This is a genomic window from Pseudomonas sp. MF06569, assembly GCF_059862735.1.
The window spans coordinates 62782-83092 of sequence record NZ_JCBCUZ010000025.1 but is presented as its reverse complement, the minus strand read 5'-3'; the positions used below and the strand labels follow the sequence as shown (position 1 = coordinate 83092).

Genomic DNA, 20311 nt, shown 5'->3' with positions numbered 1-20311 from the left:
GGTTTATGCTCCACGCTTCCTTCCCACACTTGGTCACCCTCATGCAGTTGCGCTTCGCTTCATTCGCTGTGGCCAGCTCAAGAGAGGACTTTCACCTCTAGGATGGCGCCCATGCTGGGCGCACAAGTGCCTCGCTGTAAGAGCGAAACCAATATTTCAGTTAACCGCGAATGCCGGATATGTACCCCGTGTGCCAGTTGTTTTGCGATGAGCCCGCAGCGATGCCGAGTACATATCCATTCGATGTGTCACGGTTCTCTACGGGTTCCGCCCTTACGGCGGGTCACTTTTTCCAAACGCCGAAAAAGTAACCAAAAAGGCCTTGCCCTACCATACGGCCGCCTCGCCCCGGCTCGGTGGTTCCCTCACTCCGGCACTGTCATGGAGGCACGCCGCGACGGGCCATCCATGGCCCATCGCGGCTGGCGCGGCGTCCTGCCGCGCCCCCCCATAACAGCACCTGCGTTCGGCCTTCTGTGGTGGGCATTCGCGTGGTCTGGACATACGTGTGGCTCCAGCAAAAGCAAAATGCATCGCAGACGCCACAGGACCTTGCACAAAACGTTTTAGCGCCAAGATACAGGCCGCTGACGAGGAACGAAGGCTGCGACCGCTTCGCAGTCGGTCGCAGCCTCGCGTCGCTCCTCAGCGGCTACAGGTGCCAGCAATCATTACATGTACAAAATCACCAGCTCATTGATCACCGACGGCCGCTCGCTGCCCAGGACATGGGTATTGAGCTCAAGGGTCAGTTGCGTGCCGCTCTTGACCCGCTCCACCCGCTTGACCCGCGCCCGGGCATGAATGGTCGAGCCTGCCGGAACCGGCGCCGGAAAACGCAGTCGGTCAGATCCATAGTTGATCATGTTGCTGAAACCGGTGATCTCGTATCCCAGATTCAGTTTCATCCGCGACTGCAGGATCTGCACCAGCGCACCGTGGGCAATGGTGCCGCCAAACGGGCTTTGCTTGCGCGCACGCTCAGGGTCGGTGTGGATCCAGTAGTCATCCCCGGACAACTGGGCAAACGTGTCAATCAGGGCCTGATCGACCACCACCTGATTGCTCCACGGGCTGAACGTCTCGCTAACCAGCCCCTGCAGCGCCGCCTCGTCATCCAGCGCAATCTGGCGCACGGTGGCGACCGGCTCTTGCGCCGGTTGCTCAACCGCTCGCAACGCCTTGAGGGCATCAGCATCCTTATCGACACCCGTGAAGCGCAGTAGCCGATTACCCTTGCCGTCTATCTCGGCAAACACCGGTTGCAGGCGCATGCCGATCTTCACTTCGGATTCGTCCAGCCCCACCAGATTGGTGTTGATTCGTACACCCTGATCCAGTTCGACCACCGCCAGCATTTGCGGCATCTCATCAGCAAAATCCGGCAAGGTTGCGATACGCGTCACGGTGAAGCTGTACAGCGTCGCCCCACCACTGACTTCACGCCAGGCCAGCGAGTGGGCAAAACACGCCGGGCAATGCCGACGCGGATAAAACACCCAGTCACTGCATTCGTTGCATTGCTGAATCAACAGGCGCTCAGCTTTAAGGCCTTCCCAGAACGGTGCAGAAATTTCGGTCGGAACCGGCAATGGTTTGTTGTTCGACATTGGGTTCATGCTCCCTGAAGTATCAATGCGCCCTGCTCACTCATCACCCCACCGGTGCCTGAGACATACACCGTGTCGCATCGTTCGAGCTGGCGCTCACCCGCCTCGCCCGCAATTTGCGTCACGGCCTCGATCACCTGGCTCATGCCGCCCGCCGAACCGGCCTGGCCAAAGCTGAGCTGACCACCGTGGGTGTTCATCGGGAAATCACCGCGCCAGGTCAAGTCGTGCTCACGCACAAAACTCATGCCTTCACCCTTGGCGCAAAAACCGGCGTCTTCCAGGGTCAGCAAGGCGGTGATGGTGTAGCAATCGTAAATTTGCGCCGCATCCACATCCGCAGGCTTGAGCCCCGCCATGTCGAAAGCCCGGCGCGAGGCCGGCCCGATCGGGGTGTGCAGCATGTCCTGGGCATAGGAAGGCGACTTGAACGCCAGGTGCTCGCCAAAGCCGGTGATCCAGGACGGCCGTTTACGGGCACGGGCAGCCACTTCCCTGGAAGCGATGATCATTGCCGCACCACCCGCCACGGGCATGACGATTTCCAGCACGTGCAACGGGTCGGCGACCTTTTTGCTGGCCAGCACTTGCTCGATGGTCAGCGGCTGACCGTAAAACATGGCCTGGGGGTTGAACTGCGCATTGGTGCGCTGATCCACCGCGATTTTGGCCATCGCCCGAGGGTCGTAGCCATATTGCGCGGCATACCGTTGAGCGATCATCGCGTAACCGGTGTTCTGGCCCATGTGACCGTAAGGCAGATCGAACTCGGCTTCGGGAGCACCAAACGCGGTGCTGTGGCCACCAAAGCGCATGGCCCGGGCCATCCAGCTCGCGTCTTCATCCGGCCCCATTGGCGCCATGCGTGCAGGCAATACACACAGCACCGCCTGGCACAGACCCAGTTCGATGGCTGCTGCTGCCCGCCAGACCATGCCGACCGAAGTACAGCCGCCAAGGTCGACAACTTCGGCAAAGTTGAGGCGCAAGCCCAGGTATTCAGCGGCCATGGCCGGGACAAATACCGAAGCTTCATGAAATTGCGGGCCATTGATCACCAGCCCGTCGAGGTCCGATGCCTGCAATCCGGCATCGCGTAACGCCTGGGCCGCCAGATCGGCAACCTGCTCCAGGTGGAACATGCGCGGCGCCGTGGCGTATTTCTCAGGTTTGTACTGTGCGCTGCCCACAATGGCCGCGTGACCTTTAAGACCCATGGTTATCTCTCTTTAGTCAGTTCATCCAACTTTGTAGTCGCTGCCGAAGGCTGCGATGAGGACCTAAGGGCCTTCAAGGAAACGGGTTGCAAGGCAACCCTTCGCAGCCTGCGGCAGCGACTACAGGGGCGTGTTTTAGAAGGTGTATTTCATCGAGAACGTGGCGTAGTCACGGTCTGCCAGCGGGCGGTACATCGGGTCTGGCGAGCCCAGGTAGCCGATGTACTTGAGCGACACTTCCAGGTTGCTCAGGTACTTGAAGGTCGTGCCTGCGCTCAGGCGACGATCCCCGGCCACCCCGGAAATAGTCCCCGACATCGGTGCAGCACCGCTGAATACATCCGAGTAGGTAAACGGAACCTCAAGGTCCCAGCCCTGGAACACCCCCGGATAACTGAACGAGGCGCCCACGGTGTATGCGCTCGATGAGCGGGTGCGCCATGCAGTACCGGCCTTGTAGGTGTAATCATTGGACGGCTGAACAGACGGCACCAAAGACGGCAACAGCCCCACACCTTCTAGGTTCGGCGCGGCCGAGGTCGCATCGGCGTGGTCAGCACGCACGGTGACGATTTCACCGGTCAACGTGGTTTGGCTGGCCCAGGGACGGTCACCCAGAATTCGCATCGCCGACAACTGGAATTGTTGCCCCTTGCCCTTGGCAGGCACCGGCCCCAGCCCGGTATTGACCATCACCGGCGCACCGTCTCGATACGACCACTCCGCCCCCAGCTGCACGTCGCCCAGCTTGGTGGTGGCACTGATACCGGTCAGCTTGATGTCTTCAAAGTATTTGACCCGGTAGCCGCTGGCCCTGTAGGCCAGAGCACCAGGACCTACTGGAGTCGGGTCCCAGCCAATCAGCGCGGTGGCCGGGTTTTTGTCGTGGTACACCACATGGAACAGTGACAGTTCAAGGTCAGTGACCGGGCGGTAACGGACCTGAGCGCCCCACTGACCGCTGTTACGGGGCTCATCAGTCCCCTGATAAAGCACCTTGTTGTTGCCCATGAACAAAAATTCGCGGCCCGGGCCAATCACATCGGAGGTCGACAGGAAGCTGCCCACCGGCGGCAATTCAGTCCCCTTCCACTCGTACTGCACATAGCCGCCCAGGGTAAATTGCGGGTTGATCCGGTAGGACGCCGAGAACTGCCCCACCGGCAGCAACACCTCTTTGACCTCAACCCCCGGCTGCGCCGCCTTGACCGCATCGGACGGGTTTTGCACGCCGTTCACGCCCGGGTAGTAAAGGCTCTCGCCCCACGACTCGATGTGCCGACCGGCCTTGACGTCGAGCATGGTGTCATTCTCAAAACGCCAGCCGCCGAACACGTAGGCGTCGAGTAATTTAGTGCGACCGCCGCTGTAGTAACGGGTGTCGCTGGTGAACTCGTCATTGCTGCCGAACTTGTTGACGGTGGCCGGTGAGTCGTTGTCGTTTTTACGGTGGTACACATCGTCATAAAAGGTACTGGCCCGCACGACCGCACCGTAGTTGTCCTTGCGCAGAATCATCTCGCCCAGCGCGCCCACACGGTTGGTGGTGAGGCTGTGCTGCTCGAAGTTGCGGTTCGGGTCATCGACGTTACTCCCCATAAGCCTGTCGCTGGGATTAGCCAGGCGCATGCCGATGCCGTAGCTGGTGGTCACCGTCCAGTCAATCGTGGTGCCGTCATCGAACTCAATGGTTTCCCCAGCCCACAAGGGGCTGGACACCAGTGCCACGGCGACGGCCAGGCCACTGACCTGATAGCGGTGCGGGCGCAGCCCTTGACATTTATTGTTGTTTTTATTGATCACTCTGCCTCTCCTGGTTGACGACTCGTTGGCCGCCTCGATGGGTTCAAGCGTCATTGCGTTGTGCTCAAAGCAACTCAAGCGGGTCGAACTTCACGACTCCTGTCCGGGCCTGTCGATAACGATGCAGCCCTCCTTGCTCCTCACGAACGAGCGCCCCCTCGGCCATAAGGTAATTGGCGTGAGCCAACGTCTCTCCAAGCGCCATCAGCTCGTCAAAACGACCTGACAGCTTTTTAAACAACACCGCCATCATCTCCAGCGCCGTACGCGGTTGGGCGCAGGCCTCAAGCAACTGCTGCAAATGTCTGAGATGGTGATCACGCAACTGATCCAGTCGCAGATGCAGATTGAAAAACGGCCGCTCATGGGCCGGCAGCACCAGCACGCTGTCGGGGATCACACGCAGCCGTTCGATCGAGTCCAGCCAGTCACGCAATGGATTGGCTTCAGGTTCGGGGACATACACCGCAATGGTCGAAGTGATACGGGGCAACACCTGGTCGCCCGAAATCAGCAAACCATCGTCCGCGGCGTACAGGCACGCATGCTCCGGTGAGTGCCCGTTGCCCATCACCACTTCCCAGCGGCGCCCGCCGATGGTGAGCTGGCTGCCCTGGCTCAAACGGGTAAACCCCGCGACCAGTTGTGGACGAAAGTGTTCGCCCTGGATCAGCGGCAGCAACGAGGTGGTGCGCTCTGCACTGAACCCGGCCTTTTGATAGAAATCGAGAAACGCCCAGTCCGGCTCGGCGGCCTTGGGCGGGCCGTGATGCAGCGCCTGGAACTCACCTTGAGTCATCAAAACCGGGCAGCGAAAACGCTCGGCCAACCAGCCAACCACGCCGGTGTGATCGCTGTGAAAATGGGTGCAGATCACCGCCTTGAGTGGCAAGCCCTCAAGCACGTCAACGAACACCTGTTCCCAGACGGCGCGGCACTGATCGCTGTTGAGGCCAGTATCAACCGCCACCCAGCCGTCACCGTGGCGCAGCAAGTACAGGTTGATGTGATCAAGCCCGAAAGGCAGAGGCATGCGCAGCCAGAGCACGCCCTCGGCAACTTCCTGCACCTGACCGCTGGCTGGAGCCAGGGGCCAGGGGTAACGCAGACCATCACGCCATTCATGGCCCCGGGCGTCGAATTCACTCATGGCTGCTGCCTGCAAAAGGCAGCAAACCCGCGCGAGCCAGTGCTTGCAGCGAGTACGGCTGATAGGTACCGGCACTGTCATCACGCACAAACAGCGGATCGTCAAACAAGCCCGGTCCGTAGCCCTGGCGCTGCAGATCGACCTTGCGCAACTTGAAGGTACTGGTCAGGTCTGCCGCCGCCGAAACCCGCACAAACATCGGCGCCGCATAGCGTGGCAAACGCGCTTGGGTCAGTTCGAAGAAAGCCTGAGGATCGAAGGCATGCCCGGGCTGCATCAAAATGGCTGCCATCCCGGCGCGACCTTCGTGTTCGGGTACCTGCACGCCGTACACGTTGATCAGCTCAAGACCTGGCATGTCACTGAGCGTGTCCGCCACTTCCAGGGTCGAAACGTTTTCGCTTTTCCAGCGAAATGTGTCGCCAATACGGTCGACGAAATAGAAATAGCCGTCGTCGTCATAGCGCAACAGATCCCCCGAACTCCAGTAGGCGTCCCCGGTTTGAAACACATTGCGGCGGATCTTGCTCTCGCTGGCAGCTGCGCTGGTATACCCCTCAAAACGCCCGCCGCCAATCTGCGGGTGGTCAACGATAAAGCCCATTGCCTCACCTATTTCTCCAGGTTGGCACAGCTGATAAAAACCGTTTTCGTCCCGGGGATGGCTGTCGCTTTCGACGTCGTAGCGCACCAGGCGCAGGTTGGTGCGGCTCCAGTCCGGCACGCGCCCGCAAGAGCCCACGTAGTTGTCGACGTTGATCAGGTTGGCGTTGGCCTCGGTGGCGCCCCAGCCTTCGAAGACCTGTACGGGGCCGAAACGCTCCAGCCAGCGCTGCCACGACTCAGGCGTGAGGCCTGCACCGAGCATGTAACGCAAACTGTGCTCACGTTCACCGGCCACCACAGGCTGGTTGAGCAGGTAACGGCAGATCTCGCCGATGTACTGGAACACGGTGATCCCGTTGCGGCGTACATCAGGCCAGAACTCGCGCACGCTGAACTTGCGCCGTACCACGATGCTCGCACCTGCGCACAGCGCCGTAGACGTCACCGAAGTGGCCGCCGCGCCGTGGTAAAGCGGCAGGCAGCAATAAAACACATCGTCACAGGTGGCGCCCAGGGTGACTTCCATCACGTCACCCGAGGACATCCAGCGCATGTGGCTGTAACGCGCGGCCTTGGGCAGCCCCGTGGTGCCTGAGGTAAAAATCAGCAGCGTGGTGGTTTCAGCCGTGATCGCAGCACGCACTTCACGCGTAAACGCAGTGCCTGGAGCCGCGGCAATCTGCTCGCCAAACTGGCGGTCAACACAGCCCAAATCACCGTCAAACGGATTTGACGGGTCTGCGACCAACCACAGCGGCACGTCAGGCAAACCTTCAGTGCCCAGCAGGTTGGCCACGCACTCTTCACCGACCACGACAGCCTTGGCTGCGGTGGATTGCAAGGCATGCACCAGCGGCTTGCCGTTGACCTGGGTATTGATAAACGCCACCACGACACCGAGTTTGACCAGCCCGAACCAGCTGAAGAAAAACTGCGGGCGATTCTCCATGGCAATGGCGCACACGTCGCCGGGGCGCAGGCCCTTGGCATAAAACACGTGCGCCATGCGATCGGCTTGTGCATTCACGGTGGCGTAACTGAAGCGCTGCTCGCCGTCGATCAAAAACACCCGTTCAGGGATAGCCAGCGCCTGGGCCTCAAGGCGGTCAGCCAGGGTGTACAGGTCTGCCGGTTTGATCCGGGCACTGGCCGCAGAACGCACATCCAGTAGCGCCTGGGTGTGCTCCCGGGGCACGGGCCGTTGCCTGGACGCTGTTAGCGCGCTGATGCGTGACATGTCGTTCATGGCGCCACCGCCTCGACCCGCGGGTAATCGCTGTAGCCTTCAGGGCCTGGGGAGTACAAGGTCTTGCGATCGAAACGGGCCAGCGGCAGCCCCTTGCGCAGACGCTCCACCAGATCCGGATTGGCAATAAAGTGACGGGCAAACGACACCGCATCCCCCTGCCCGGCCTGCAGTGCAGCCTCGGCCGACTCACCGTCAAAACCGTCATTGAGGATCAGGCCGTTGCTGCAATGACGCTGGGCCAGGGCAAAGGCATCCAGCTCAGTCAGGGGCGAACGCATGATATGCACGTACGCCAGGCCCATAGGCTCGGCGGCCTTGCACAGCGCCACGGCGGTGGCCAACGGGTCTGCGTCATCGATGTCATTGAACGGATTGCCCGGGCACAAGCGCAGCGCCACACGCCCGGCACCAATGGCCGAAGCCATTGCCGCCAGCACCTGTGCCGGGAAGCGCACACGGTTCTCGACGCTGCCACCGTACTCGTCTTCACGCAGGTTGCTGCCCGACGCCATGAACTGCATCGGCAGATAACCGCTGGTGCAGTGCAACTCGACCCCGTCAAATCCGGCTTGGCGTGCATTCAAAGCAGCCTGGCGGTATTCCTCGATCACCAGGGCGATATCCTGCAGCGACATGGCCTGGGGCTCGTCGGTATCGACCATCCCGGCGGTGTCGGTAAACAACTGGGTGCGTGCGCGCAAGGCCGACGGCGCAACCGTCGCGGCCCCGGCCGGTTTGTTGTGAGCGCTGGAAGCGCGGCCTACGTGCATCAGTTGCAGCACGATCAGACCGCCTTCGGCGTGTACCGCGTCGGTCACGGCCTTCCAGGCAGCGATCTGCCCGGCGTTATAAATCGCTGGCGTACGGCAATAGCCCAGGCCGCTGGCTGAAGGCGCAGTGCCTTCGGCGACGATCAACCCTGCAGACGCACGCTGGCGGTAGTACTCGACCATCTCGGCAGTGGGTACGCCATGCTGGTCAGCACGGCTGCGGGTCATCGGTGCCATGACGATACGGTTGGCCAGTTCAAGCTCACCGAGGCGCACAGGTTCAAACAAAATGCTCATGGTCAGTCCTCAGCGCACGCGAATTTTCGGTGCGCCAGCCCCTCGGCGCAGGGTGGCAAGAAAGTGTTCGACCGGGGCTGCTGTCGCTACCTGGGGCAGTTGGTCCTTGTCAGGACGATGGGCCCAGAACTCGGTCCAGGACGGGAACAGGTCGTGGAAAGTACCGGCATAGGGTTCGCGCCCCGGCCAACGCATTTTTTGCGTGCCGATCGGCGGTTTGTTGAGGTCACTGGCGTACCAGTAGCACGGCAGGCGACGGCGGAAATACCAGCGCCCCTGCATCCGCTCGTAGTCATCCCAATACAGCATTTGCATGGTGACCCACTCGGGGCCGGTCTCGTGTTCGTTCTTGGAATACACCACGCCCACGGCGTGATCAGGGTCGGTGAACTCGATGAGGTGCTGACCAAGGTGATGGGAGGTGCCATGAAACTGGTCACGCAGGGTGTCATCGACCCAGGCTTTGAGGTGCGCACGCCCGGTTTTTTCGCGACCGACACGGATGTCTTCGGCAAACAGATTGACGTGGGCATCGAGGTCGCGCATGTCCAGCGACAACGAGTATTTGCCGGCCAACTGGCGAATTTCCTCAATCGACTCCAGCCGATCAAGACGGGCAAGCAAGGCGTTCTGTTCCATAAAAGGGTCCTTATTCCAATACCGTGTACAGCTCGCTGCTGCGCCCGCCATCGACCGGCAAACAGGCGCCGGTGACATACGAGGCTTCATCGCTGGCCAAAAACAGAATGGCGTTGGCCACTTCTACGGGTTGGCCGACGCGCTTGAGCGGGATCAGTTTTTCGGTATTGGTGCGGGTCTTGTCGTCGGTGAGCATGCCGGCCGTGGCGGGTGTCTCGACCACGCCCGGGCTGACCACGTTGCAGCGAATGTTGTGACTCGCGCCCTCACTGGCGGCGGCGCGACTGAAATTGATCACGGCGGCCTTGGCGGCGGAATAGCCCGCCATCCAGGGCGTACCGAACTGACCGCAGATCGAGGCCAGATTGATGATCGAGCCGCTGCCCTGTGCGCGCATCAGACCCAGTGCCGTGCGCGTCCCCCAGAAGGTGCCGTCCACGGTGGTTGCAAAGTTGGAATGCCAGTCAGCCGTCGAAGTGCTGTCAATCGCGCCCCAGCTGTAGGCCATCGCGTTGTTGACCAGAATATCCAGTCGACCGTGGCGCTGCGCCGCCTCACTGATGGCTGCGACATAGGCTGCTTCATTGCTGACATCGGCCACCGCGCACTCGGCGCGACCGCCGCTGTCACGGATCTGTGCGGCGACCGCTTGCAGCGGCTCGATGCGACGCCCGCAGAGCACCACCAGGGCGCCCTCTTCGGCAAACCGCAGTGCGGTAGCAGCACCAATGCCGGAACCGGCGCCGGTGATAAATGCAATCTTGTCGTGTAAACGAGTACCCATGATCTGCTCTCCCATTGCTGCGCCCGGCGTTTAGATAAACGCCATGCCGCCGTTGACCGCGAGGTTCTGGCCGGTAATGAATGCCGCGTCATCACTGGCCAGGAAGGCCGCAACGCGAGCGATTTCATCGGTTTCACCCATGCGGCCCAGAGGGATGGCCTTGAGCATGCTTTGCATCCAGTCTTCCGGGATATCGGCCATCATCGGGGTGTTGGTGGGACCGGGAACGATGGTGTTGACGCGAATGCCATTGCCTGCCAGTTCCCGGGCCATGCTGCGGGTCAGCCCCATCACACCGGCCTTGGCCGCGCAGTAATGGCTGGGACCTTCACCGGTCAGGGCCGAGGTGCTGGAGATATTGATCACCACGCCGGGGGTGGCGGCCTGCAGCATCAGTTTTACCGCTTCACGGCTGCAGAAAAACGTACCGGTAAGGTTGACGCCGATGACACGCTGCCAGTTCTCGTCCGGTGTTTGCGCGAAAGCGTCAATCGAACCGATGCCCGCGTTATTGACCAGCACGTCGAGGCTGCCGAAATGCGCGTGAACGGCGGCCATTGCGGTGGCAACCGAATCGCTGTCGGCCACGTTGCAACTGACGGCAAGCGCGTTTTCGCCCAGCCCTTCAATGCTTTGGCGAGCGGCTTCCAGATTGATGTCAGCTGCGACAACCTTTGCGCCCTGCTCGGCAAAATGACGAACGATTGCCCGTCCCATGCCTTGACCAGCGCCCGTTACAAACGCCACTTTATTCAGCAATTTCATAGAGTTCTCCCGCCTGCCCGATTCCGGCCGCCCTGAAGCCGGGGCGGTGTATGGGAGCAATCATTGACTGGAGAAAAAAGCTGAACATCGTCCGATGGGACTAAGCAGCACTCAGACCGTGCTGGCGCATTACCCGCCTTGTAGTCGCTGACGAGTAGAACGAGGCTGCGATCGGTTTGGTGCGCCACTGCGACGTAGCGACCGCAAAACCTGGCCCCCGGCTTTTCCTGACGCACCGCAACATCCGGATTTACGACGGCTTCGCCGCCGGACGCAGCCTCGCACGGCTCGTCAGCGGCTACACATTTCACCGCCAACCCGCCTACCCGCCTTGTAGTCGCTGACGAGTAGAACGAGGCTGCGATCTGTTTTGTGCGCCACTACGACGTAGCGACCGCAAAACCTGACCCCTCGGCTTTTCCTGACGCACCTCAACATCCGGATTTACGACGGCTTCGCCGCCGGACGCAGCCTCGCACGGCTCGTCAGCTGCTACGAATGCTGTGTAGCAGTTGACGAGTAGAACGAGGCTACGTCCGGTTTGGTGCGCCACTGCGACGTAGCGACCGCAAAACCTGACTCCCGGCTTTTCCTGAGTCACCTCAACATCCGAATTTACGACGGCTACGCAGCCTCGCGGAGCTCGTCAGCGACTACAAGATGACCGGCTGGTCTGAATGGACGATGTACCCGCCAGGCACTTTATGGAATAACGGATTCACTAGAACAAAAAACCGGGAGAGCCCGTCGTGTCCATACCCTTGCGCCCCACCTGGCGAACTCATTACGCATTAGGCGTTTTGGCTGCCATCTATGTTTTCAACTACATCGACCGGCTGCTGATGGCCATTTTGATCGAACCGGTAAAAGCAGAATTCGGCATTTCTGACACCGGTATCGGCCTGCTTTCAGGTGTGACCTTTGCGGTGTTTTACACCCTCTTCGGCTTTCCTCTGGGGCGGCTCTCTGACCGTATCGGACGCAAGAAAGTCATCGCCTTCAGCTGTATCGCCTGGAGCGTCATGACCATTTTCTGCGGCTTCGCAGCCAGTTTTGCGATACTGGTGGTGGCCCGGATCGGGGTGGCGATCGGTGAAGCCGGTGGCACCGCTCCATCAATGGCAATGGTCTCGGACCTGTATCCGCCCGAACGCCGCTCCACCGCCTTGTCAGTACTGATGCTGGGCTCAAGCCTGGGGGCCATTTTCGGGCTGGGGCTGGGGGGCTGGATCGCGCAGCATTACGGCTGGCGTTTTGCATTTGTGGTGATCGGCGCACCGGGGATTTTTCTCGGGCTGCTGTTGCTGCTCACCGTACGGGCGCCAAAACCCGCGATGCTGGTCAACCCCAGTCAGGTTGCGCAGGCCAATTGGGCCGTCACGGTGCGCGAGCTGTTCCAGACCCCGTCCTTCCTCTGGATTGTGCTCACCGGCGGCTCTGCGGCCATTGCCGGTTATGCCATCGGCACCTGGAGCCCCAGCTTTCTGATCCGCTCTCACGGTCTGAGCCTGCAGGACGCCGGGCTGCTGGCCGGGGTGGCGGGCGGTGCCGGGGCCACCTTTGGCACCCTCACCTGCGGTATTTTGTGTGATCGCCTGGCCCGTCGTGACAAGGGCTGGCAGATCGGGGTGCCGCTGCTGGGCACGCTGATCAGCATACCGTTCGCGCTGGCTTACTTCCTGTGGCCGGTTGGTACCGCATTTTATGTGGGCAGCACGCCTGTACCGACCGCCTTTATTTTCTACAGCGTGTTCAGCTTTTTCGGCACATGGTGGGCGACACCCTGCCTGGGGGCCATTTCCCATCTGTTCCCGGCTACCCGACTGGCCCAGGCCACCGCGATTTTCGTGATGTCCATGACCCTGCTCGGGGTGGGCGTCGGCCCGCTGCTGATCGGCATGCTCAGTGACGGCTTCGCCCATCGCCTGGGCAACGAAGGCCTGCGCTATGCCCTGGCCTCCTGTGTCTCGTTGCTGGTGCTGGCTTCGTGTTTTCTGGCCCTGGCCTTGCCGCGCTATCGCAACCACCTGATGAACAAGACCCCGACCCCAGCATCGCTGGCTGACGCGGCCACAGCCTGACTTTTGGAGATTGAGTGATGACAGAACAAGACCTTCCCCTGCCCATCGGCCACTTTGTGACACTGGACAGCGGCCTGCGCCTGCACTTTCTCGATGAAGGCAGCGGCCCGGTGGTTGTGTGGCTGCATGGCAGCGGACCGGGCGCCAGCGGCTACAGCAATTTCAAAGGCAACTACCCGCAGTTTGTGGCCGCAGGCTTTCGCAATCTGGTGCTGGATTTGCCGGGGTTCGGCCGCTCCGACAAGCCTGAGGACGCCCAGTACAACCTGGAGTTCTTCGTCAGCGCCCTGTCGGGGTTTCTCAAGGCGGTGGGGGTCAAGCGGGCGACCCTGCTCGGCAACTCCCTGGGCGGGGCCATTGCCCTGGGCCTGGCGCTGGCAGAACCCGAGCGCGTCGAGAAACTTGTCCTGATGGCTCCCGGCGGTGTTGAAGACCGCGAAACCTACTTCAAGATGGTCGGCATTCAACGCATGGTCGAACTGTACAACGCAGGCCCTCTGGGCATCGAGCAAATGCGCCGGATCATGAGCCTGCAACTGTTCGACAGCTCGCAGCTGGAAGACAGCCTCTTGGCCGAACGTGTGGCCGTGGCCGTGCACCAGCCGCGCAATCTGTTCACCACCATGATGGTGCCGAACATGACCGAGCGCCTTGAAGAGCTGCAAGCACCGATCCTGGGTTTCTGGGGCACCGATGACAACTTCAACCCTGCCAGTGGCGCACTCAAAGTGCTGAAACACGCGCCCAATGCGCGCTTTATCATGCTCAACCAGTGCGGCCACTGGGTGCAGGTGGAACATCGCGAACTCTTCAACAAGGCTTGCCTGGAATTTTTACGCGGCTGAACACCATCATCGTGTACACCCCATGACTGACGGCTGCCTGCGGGCGGCCGTCCCTTCTTCAAACACCCGCTCGGGCTGAACGAATAATGACAAAATACCCTCAGTTGCTGGCACCCGGTCGCATTGGCTCTCTTGAGCTGCGCAACCGCATCATCATGGCGCCCATGGGCTCCAACTTCGCCGAAGCCGATGGTCATTGCGGCGAACGGATTCAAGCCTATTACGAAGCCCGCGCCCGAGGCGGCGCCGGACTGCTGATCATGGGCGTGTGCTCGGTGGCGTTCCCGGCCGGGACCGCCGAGCCGTTCCAGGTCGGCGTGTCCAGCGATGACTTCATCCCCGGTTTAAGCCGCCTCGCCGAGCGCGTCCACCAGCACGGCGCAAAAATCGCCATGCAACTTCAGCACGCAGGCAAGACCTCGGTGCGCGACATGGCTGAAGGTCGGCAACTGTGGGTGCCTTCGGTGCCGCCTGTGCTGCAAAGCGACATGATGGCCGCACTCACACCTGAAGAGCTGGCCAACTTTGTCAGTTCCATGAAACGGCGCGCCGAAGGCTCACCGATCAGGGTGATGGACAGCGCTGATATCGCACACATGATCGACTGGTTTGCCTTGGCCGCCGACCGGGCCAAACGCGCCGGTTTCGACGGTGTGGAGCTGCACGCGGCCCACGGCTACATCATTGCCGGTTTCCTTTCCGGCTATTACAACCAGCGCGAAGACGAGTACGGTGGCTCCCTGGAAAACCGTGCCCGGCTGCTGCTGGAAATCATCGCGGCAGTACGTGCCAAAGTGGGCAATGAGTTTGCTGTCTGGCTGCGGCTGGACGCAGAAGAGCTGCACACTCCCGGCGGCATCACGCTGGACGACGCCAAGGCTGTGGCGCGCATGGCCGAGGCCGCCGGGGTCGATGCGGTCAGTGTGTCCGCCAGTGCCCGCATCACCAGCGGCGTGGTGTTTACCGAAGCGCCCCTGGTACAAAAGCCCAACGGATTCATGGAGTGGACTGGCGCACTCAAACGCTGCGTGCAAGTGCCGGTGATTGCCGTAGGGCGGATCGAACCTGAGGCCGGTGAAGCCGCCCTGAAACGGGGCGACTGCGACTTCATTGCCATGGCCCGCAAACTGCTGGCCGATCCGGAACTGCCGAACAAACTGCTCAACGATCAGGAAACCAGCATCCGCCCGTGCATTTACTGCTACGTGTGTGTCAGCCAGATTTTCATCAACGAGCGGGTAAAGTGTGCGGTCAACCCCATGACCGGCCATGAGTTCGAATACGTCATCAGTCCCACCCCAACGCCAAAGCATCTGGTGGTGGTCGGTGCCGGGCCTGCCGGGATGGAAGCCGCCCGCATCGCTGCCCTGCGCGGACATCGCGTGACCCTGCTCGAACGCAGCGACCGCCTGGGCGGTACGCTGTTTTTTGCGGGCCTGGCCTATGCCGAGAACGCTCGTTTGCTGGACAACCTCAAGGTTCAGGTACAGCAATCATCCATCGATGTGCGCCTGAACACCCAGGCCAGCCCTGCCCTGCTCCGCGACCTGGGCGCGGATCAAGTGCTGGTGGCCGTTGGCGCCGAACGCGCGGCACCGGCGATCCCCGGAGCCGATCAGGACCACGTTTGGAGTGGCGACGAATTGCGCCGCCTGATGACCGGCGACCGGGCTGACGAGATTGCCCGGCGCAAACTGTCCTTTACCCAGCGTGCGCTGATGAAAGCCGGCAGCCTGACCGGGGTGACCGACAGCCGTGAAGCCATGGAAAAACTGTCACGGGTGTGGATGCCGCTGGGCAAGCGCGTGACCATCATCGGTGGCGGGCTGGTGGGCCTGGAACTGGCGGAGTTCCTGATCGCTCGGGGGCGCCAGGTCACCGTGCTGGAAAGCGGCACCCATCTGGGCCGCGAACTGGCCATCGTGCGTCGCTGGCGGGTGCTGCATGAAATTCGCGTGCATGGCGGCGAGATGATTACCGGAGCCTGCGTAACGGCCATTGAAGGCCATGCCGTGCTTTATCAACTGGCGGATGGCAGCAGTGCCCGCAGCGAGGCCGATTCGGTGGTACTGGCGATCGGCGCGCAGCCCAACACCGGCTTGCTTGACGAATTGACCCGTGCGGGCTTGAGCGCCACCAGCATTGGCGATTGCCGGAGCATTGGCTACATCGAGGGTGCCATCAGTGCCGGACACAAGGCCGGGCGCGAGGCCTAGGGACAGGCCGCACCGTCGGCATCGCAGTCAAGCCAGCTCCCTCATACCCTCACTGTGGGAGCGGGCTTGCTCGCGATGGCATCACCTTGACCTACCTGAAAGGCCCCGCCGCTCTCAAGCAGGCAGTCAAACATGGCCTGGGCTGGCGCTGACAACTCATGGCCGGGTTTGGTCAGCACGCCTATGGCACGTTCCACCACGGGCTCATGCAAGGTGATGCAGCACGCGCCAAGTTCACGCATCTGCTCGGCGCACAGCGCCGGTACCACGCTGACGCCCAGCCCGCTGGCGACCATCCGCCCGACCGTGGCCAGTTGATGACTCTCGAATGCCACCGGCAATTTCATCTGCCGCGCCTGCAGGTGCTCCTCCAGCATCACCCGCACGGCAGAAGGCCGTTGCAGGGTAATAAAGGGCTCTTGCAGCAGGGTCTTCCAGTCAATCAACGAGTGCCCGGCCAACCCGGAATCACGGGGCACCACCGCGACAAAACGGTCGAGGTACAACGGGGTAAACGTCAGCGACGAACCGGGTGCCGGTTCGAAAGCCACACCCAGTTCCACCAGGCGATCGCGCACCATCTCCAGCACTTGCTCGTTGATGACGTCGTTCACCGTGACGTTGACCTTGGGATAGCGCACGCGAAAACCCTTGAGGATCGACGGTAACTGATTGCCCGAGAACGACGGGATTGCCGCCAGAGTCACACGGCCACGTTGCAGGGTGAAGCGCTGGCGCAGTTCATCCTCGGCGTTGTCCCAGTCAGCGATCAGGCGTCGGGCCAACGGCAACAACGACTCGCCTTCGGGTGTCAGTGCCACATGGCGCGTGGTGCGGCTGAACAGGCGACCACCCAGCCCCTCCTCCAGCGCCTTGATGGTCAGGCTCAAGGCCGACTGCGATAAATGCAGGCGTTCACAGGCCACGGCAAAACTCAGGCTTTGGGCCACGGCAAGAAAGGCGCGGATCTGTTTCACGGTCATGGTTTTGCCTCACGCTTATTAATTTGTTTTATCTATCAATCCACCTTAAAAATCAACTTAACAAATCAATTGCATCCGGTAACACTCGCTTCATACGGCTAACGACAGCCCACTAAAAACAAGAGAGGTGCGTATGGCAGGTTTCGACAAGCGTGTGGGCTCCTACGAGGAGGCTCTGGCCGGACTCAAGGACGGCATGACCGTTATCTCTGGCGGCTTTGGCCTGTGTGGCATCCCCGAAAACCTGATCAACGAGATCAAGCGTCAGGGCATCCGCGACCTGACCGTGGTTTCGAACAACTGTGGCGTTGACGGTTTCGGTCTGGGCGTGCTGCTCGAAGACCGCCAGATCAGCAAAGTGATCGCCTCGTACGTGGGTGAAAACGCCCTGTTCGAGAAGCAGCTGCTGAGCGGTGAAATCGAAGTCGAACTGACGCCCCAAGGCACCCTGGCCGAAAAAATGCGCGCTGGCGGTGCCGGCATTCCGGCATTTTTTACCGCAACCGGCGTCGGCACACCGGTTGCCGACGGCAAGGAAACCCGCGAATTCAAGGGCCGCGCCTACCTGATGGAAGAGTCCATCACGGGCGATTTCGCCATTGTCAAAGGCTGGAAAGCCGACCACTTCGGCAATGTGATCTACCGCCACACTGCGCAGAACTTCAATCCGCTGGCCGCCACTGCCGGCAGGATTACCGTGGTTGAAGTCGAAGAAATCGTCGAGCCCGGCGAACTGGACCCGACCCAGATCCATACCCCGGGCATCTACGTCGACCGCATCATTTGCGGCACCTTCGAAAAACGTATCGAACAGCTCACCGAGCGTTCCTGATCCCCTGCCCAACTCCTGAACCCGAGCACGGAGAACAACCATGGCTCTTTCCCGCGAACAAATGGCTCAGCGCGTCGCCCGCGAAATGCAGGACGGCTTCTATGTAAACCTGGGCATCGGCATCCCGACCCTGGTCGCCAACTACATTCCCGAAGGCATGGAAGTCATGCTGCAATCGGAAAACGGCCTGCTCGGCATGGGTGCATTCCCCCGCGTCGGTGAAGCGGACGCCGACATGATCAACGCCGGCAAGCAAACCGTCACCGCGCGCACCGGGGCGTCGATTTTCTCCTCGGCAGAGTCGTTCGCGATGATTCGCGGCGGCCATATCGACCTCACCGTACTCGGTGCCTTTGAAGTCGACGTACACGGCAACATCGCCTCCTGGATGATCCCCGGCAAGCTGGTCAAGGGCATGGGCGGCGCGATGGACCTGGTGGCCGGCGCGGAAAACATCATCGTCACCATGACCCACGCGTCCAAGGACGGAGAGTCCAAGCTGTTGTCCCGTTGCAGCCTGCCTTTGACCGGCGCGGGTTGCATCAAGCGTGTCTTGACCGACCTTGCCTACCTGGAAATAGACAACGGTGCATTCATCCTCAAGGAACGCGCACCCGGCGTCAGCGTCGACGAAATCGTTCGCAAAACCGCAGGCAAGCTGATCGTCCCGGACCACGTCCCGGAAATGCAATTCGTCTGAACCGTTCACTCAAGAGCAACGCTGCTCAAGTGTGGGAGCGGGATTGCTCGCGAGGGTCTTAAGAGCACCGCATTAACTCAGTAAAGACGCGTCATCGTTAACGACCATCGCGAGCAAGCCCGCTCCCACAGAGCCAAAAAAAACCTGAGTGAACAGCATTGCCAGTCACAGCGTTTTTTTGATGACCCGGGTCTGCTCAGGGGCAATCACCTGTCCCTGGGCGCTGATGGGCTGCATCAACCCCAACGGCTGCCCTGTGGCTGTATCCACGAGTTGCGAGCGGGCCTCTTGTGGCTCGAACGCATGCTGCTCTGCCCATTGGCGCAAAGCCACGACCACCGGGAACAACCCCTCACCCTTCGCCGTCAAGACGTACTCCTGATACGAGGTCCCGTCAGAAGCTGGCTGCACCTGCAGAATACCGGCCTCGACCAGCCCCTTTAGACGCTGGGTCAGCACGCTGCGCGCCACCCCCAGACCATTCTGGAAGTCTCCAAATCGCCTGACCCCATCGAACGCGTCGCGCACGATCAATAACGACCAGCGATCGCCGATCAAGTCCACAGTCCGTGCCACCGGACACGTTGGGGCTGGATCCATGTGCTGCCTTGCCATGCTCGCTCCTTTGTTTGCCCTGGAAATCCGGGTGACTTCCCGTATCAAGTTTCATTTTAAGACTGGCTGGCCTAGAATGAAACCAGTCTTATTTCGAGACTGGATTGCCGAGAGGTTTACCCGTGCCCAACAATCAACTCTATCCCGTTACTGCATCGATCCCGCTGCGCACACCGCGAGGGCTGGTCGGGGTGTTTGCCTGCGCCAGCGGGCTGAGTGTGGCGAACGTTTATTACGCCCAGCCGTTGCTTGACCAGGTGGCCGAAGATTTTGCCATCAGCCCTGGCGCGGTCGGCGGTGTGATTACCGCCACTCAGGTCGGCAGTGTGCTGGCCTTGCTGCTGATCGTGCCCCTGGGCGACCAGGTAAATCGCCGGACCTTGATGCTGGCCCAGATCGGCGCACTGATCGCCGGGCTTTTTTGCGTGGCCATGACCCACTCCCCCTTGATCATGCTGCTGGCCATGCTCGGGATAGGCCTGCTGGGAACCGCCATGACCCAGGGCCTGATCGCCTTCGCCGCCACCGCGTCCTTGCCGCAAGAACGCGGGCGGGTGGTGGGCACGGTCCAGGGCGGGGTTGTGATTGGCCTGTTGCTGTCGCGGCTGGCAGCCGGGCTGATTGCGGACCTGGCCGGGTGGCGCTGGGTTTACCTGGGTTCAGCACTGGTGATGATGGCGCTCGGCTTGATCCTCTACAAAGTCTTGCCGTCACAGCGACCGTCAGCCACACCCGCTGGATATGCGCGGCTGGTGCTCTCGATGTTTACATTGCTCAGGGAAGATCCCGTGCTGCAAATCCGCGGGATGCTCGCCTTGTTCATTTTTGCGGTGCTAGGGATTTTCTGGAGTGCGCTGGTGTTTCTCCTGATCCAGGCGCCCTACGGGTTTTCGCACACAACCATCGGCACATTTGGCCTGGTGGGCGTAGTGGGTGCACTGGCGGCCACCCGCGCCGGGGTCTGGGCGGATAAAGGGATGGGGCAATGGACAACCGGCATATCCCTGGGATTGCTGATACTGGCCTGGGCTGCACTCTGGCTTACGACTTACTCGATGGTTTGGCTGGTTGTCGGCGTCGTGATCCTCGACCTAGGTGCCCAGGCCATTCATGTCACCAACCAGAGCATGATTTTCAACACACACACAC

16 protein-coding genes and 1 pseudogene are annotated in these 20311 nt (G+C 61.0%); 6 read left to right on the top strand and 11 right to left on the bottom strand.

Annotated features, from left to right (window positions below; genetic code table 11):
* Positions 1 to 671: 671 nt before the first annotated feature.
* The 9 genes from AC19YQ_RS19855 to AC19YQ_RS19815 all read right to left on the bottom strand — a co-directional run bounded on the left by AC19YQ_RS19855 (position 672) and on the right by AC19YQ_RS19815 (position 10890).
* Positions 672 to 1610, bottom strand: coding sequence for a bifunctional OB-fold nucleic acid binding domain-containing protein/MaoC family dehydratase (locus AC19YQ_RS19855; RefSeq protein WP_326397963.1), 939 nt, complete (start codon positions 1608 to 1610; stop codon positions 672 to 674).
* 5 nt (positions 1611 to 1615) lie between these two features.
* Positions 1616 to 2827 (bottom strand): thiolase family protein, encoded by a 1212-nt coding sequence (locus AC19YQ_RS19850; protein ID WP_133076891.1) that lies wholly within the window; start codon positions 2825 to 2827, stop codon positions 1616 to 1618.
* Between the two features lie 135 nt (positions 2828 to 2962).
* On the bottom strand, positions 2963 to 4630 hold the full coding sequence (locus AC19YQ_RS19845) for a DUF1302 domain-containing protein (protein ID WP_133076892.1): 1668 nt from the start codon (positions 4628 to 4630) through the stop codon (positions 2963 to 2965).
* A gap of 64 nt (positions 4631 to 4694) precedes the next feature.
* A complete protein-coding gene (locus AC19YQ_RS19840) occupies positions 4695 to 5780 on the bottom strand; it encodes an MBL fold metallo-hydrolase (protein ID WP_133076893.1) in 1086 nt (361 codons plus the stop codon).
* Complete coding sequence (locus AC19YQ_RS19835) at positions 5773 to 7632, bottom strand: long-chain-acyl-CoA synthetase (protein ID WP_133076894.1); 1860 nt, start codon at positions 7630 to 7632, stop codon at positions 5773 to 5775. The genes AC19YQ_RS19840 and AC19YQ_RS19835 overlap by 8 nt, the downstream gene beginning before the upstream one ends.
* Positions 7629 to 8702: an alkene reductase gene (locus AC19YQ_RS19830; protein WP_133076895.1), complete on the bottom strand. Its 1074-nt coding sequence runs from the start codon at positions 8700 to 8702 to the stop codon at positions 7629 to 7631. The genes AC19YQ_RS19835 and AC19YQ_RS19830 overlap by 4 nt, the downstream gene beginning before the upstream one ends.
* A gap of 9 nt (positions 8703 to 8711) precedes the next feature.
* The gene (locus tag AC19YQ_RS19825) at positions 8712 to 9341 is read right to left on the bottom strand and encodes a nuclear transport factor 2 family protein (RefSeq protein WP_019826411.1); all 630 of its coding nucleotides are present in this window, start codon (positions 9339 to 9341) and stop codon (positions 8712 to 8714) included.
* Between the two features lie 10 nt (positions 9342 to 9351).
* Positions 9352 to 10125 carry an SDR family NAD(P)-dependent oxidoreductase gene (locus AC19YQ_RS19820; RefSeq protein ID WP_133076896.1) on the bottom strand — a complete coding sequence of 258 codons (774 nt, stop codon included), beginning with the start codon at positions 10123 to 10125 and terminating at the stop codon, positions 9352 to 9354.
* Positions 10126 to 10155: 30 nt separating this feature from the next.
* Complete coding sequence (locus tag AC19YQ_RS19815) at positions 10156 to 10890, bottom strand: SDR family NAD(P)-dependent oxidoreductase (protein ID WP_133076897.1); 735 nt, start codon at positions 10888 to 10890, stop codon at positions 10156 to 10158.
* A gap of 749 nt (positions 10891 to 11639) precedes the next feature.
* Here AC19YQ_RS19815 and AC19YQ_RS19810 point away from each other — a divergent pair.
* The 3 genes from AC19YQ_RS19810 to AC19YQ_RS19800 all read left to right on the top strand — a co-directional run bounded on the left by AC19YQ_RS19810 (position 11640) and on the right by AC19YQ_RS19800 (position 16032).
* Positions 11640 to 12971 (top strand): spinster family MFS transporter, encoded by a 1332-nt coding sequence (locus tag AC19YQ_RS19810; protein WP_500595743.1) that lies wholly within the window; start codon positions 11640 to 11642, stop codon positions 12969 to 12971.
* 17 nt (positions 12972 to 12988) lie between these two features.
* Positions 12989 to 13816 (top strand): alpha/beta fold hydrolase, encoded by an 828-nt coding sequence (locus tag AC19YQ_RS19805; protein ID WP_339474481.1) that lies wholly within the window; start codon positions 12989 to 12991, stop codon positions 13814 to 13816.
* Positions 13817 to 13902: 86 nt separating this feature from the next.
* Entirely contained in the window at positions 13903 to 16032 is a 2130-nt protein-coding gene (locus AC19YQ_RS19800) for an oxidoreductase (protein ID WP_500595742.1), read from the top strand.
* Positions 16033 to 16073: 41 nt separating this feature from the next.
* Here the strand turns inward: AC19YQ_RS19800 and AC19YQ_RS19795 are convergent, their stop codons facing one another.
* Complete coding sequence (locus AC19YQ_RS19795) at positions 16074 to 17015, bottom strand: LysR family transcriptional regulator (protein WP_133076901.1); 942 nt, start codon at positions 17013 to 17015, stop codon at positions 16074 to 16076.
* A 133-nt stretch (positions 17016 to 17148) separates the two neighbouring features.
* On the opposite strand from AC19YQ_RS19795, the gene AC19YQ_RS19790 reads away from it, so the two are divergent.
* Positions 17149 to 17847, top strand: coding sequence for a CoA transferase subunit A (locus AC19YQ_RS19790; protein ID WP_133076902.1), 699 nt, complete (start codon positions 17149 to 17151; stop codon positions 17845 to 17847).
* A gap of 40 nt (positions 17848 to 17887) precedes the next feature.
* Positions 17888 to 18547: a CoA transferase subunit B gene (locus AC19YQ_RS19785; RefSeq protein WP_133076903.1), complete on the top strand. Its 660-nt coding sequence runs from the start codon at positions 17888 to 17890 to the stop codon at positions 18545 to 18547.
* A 165-nt stretch (positions 18548 to 18712) separates the two neighbouring features.
* Here AC19YQ_RS19785 and AC19YQ_RS19780 read toward each other — a convergent pair whose 3' ends face one another.
* Positions 18713 to 19162 (bottom strand): winged helix-turn-helix transcriptional regulator, encoded by a 450-nt coding sequence (locus tag AC19YQ_RS19780; protein ID WP_500595741.1) that lies wholly within the window; start codon positions 19160 to 19162, stop codon positions 18713 to 18715.
* Positions 19163 to 19284: 122 nt separating this feature from the next.
* Here AC19YQ_RS19780 and AC19YQ_RS19775 point away from each other — a divergent pair.
* Positions 19285 to 20307, top strand: a pseudogene (locus AC19YQ_RS19775) (MFS transporter); the annotation flags it as partial.
* Between the last annotated feature and the right edge of the window lie 4 nt (positions 20308 to 20311).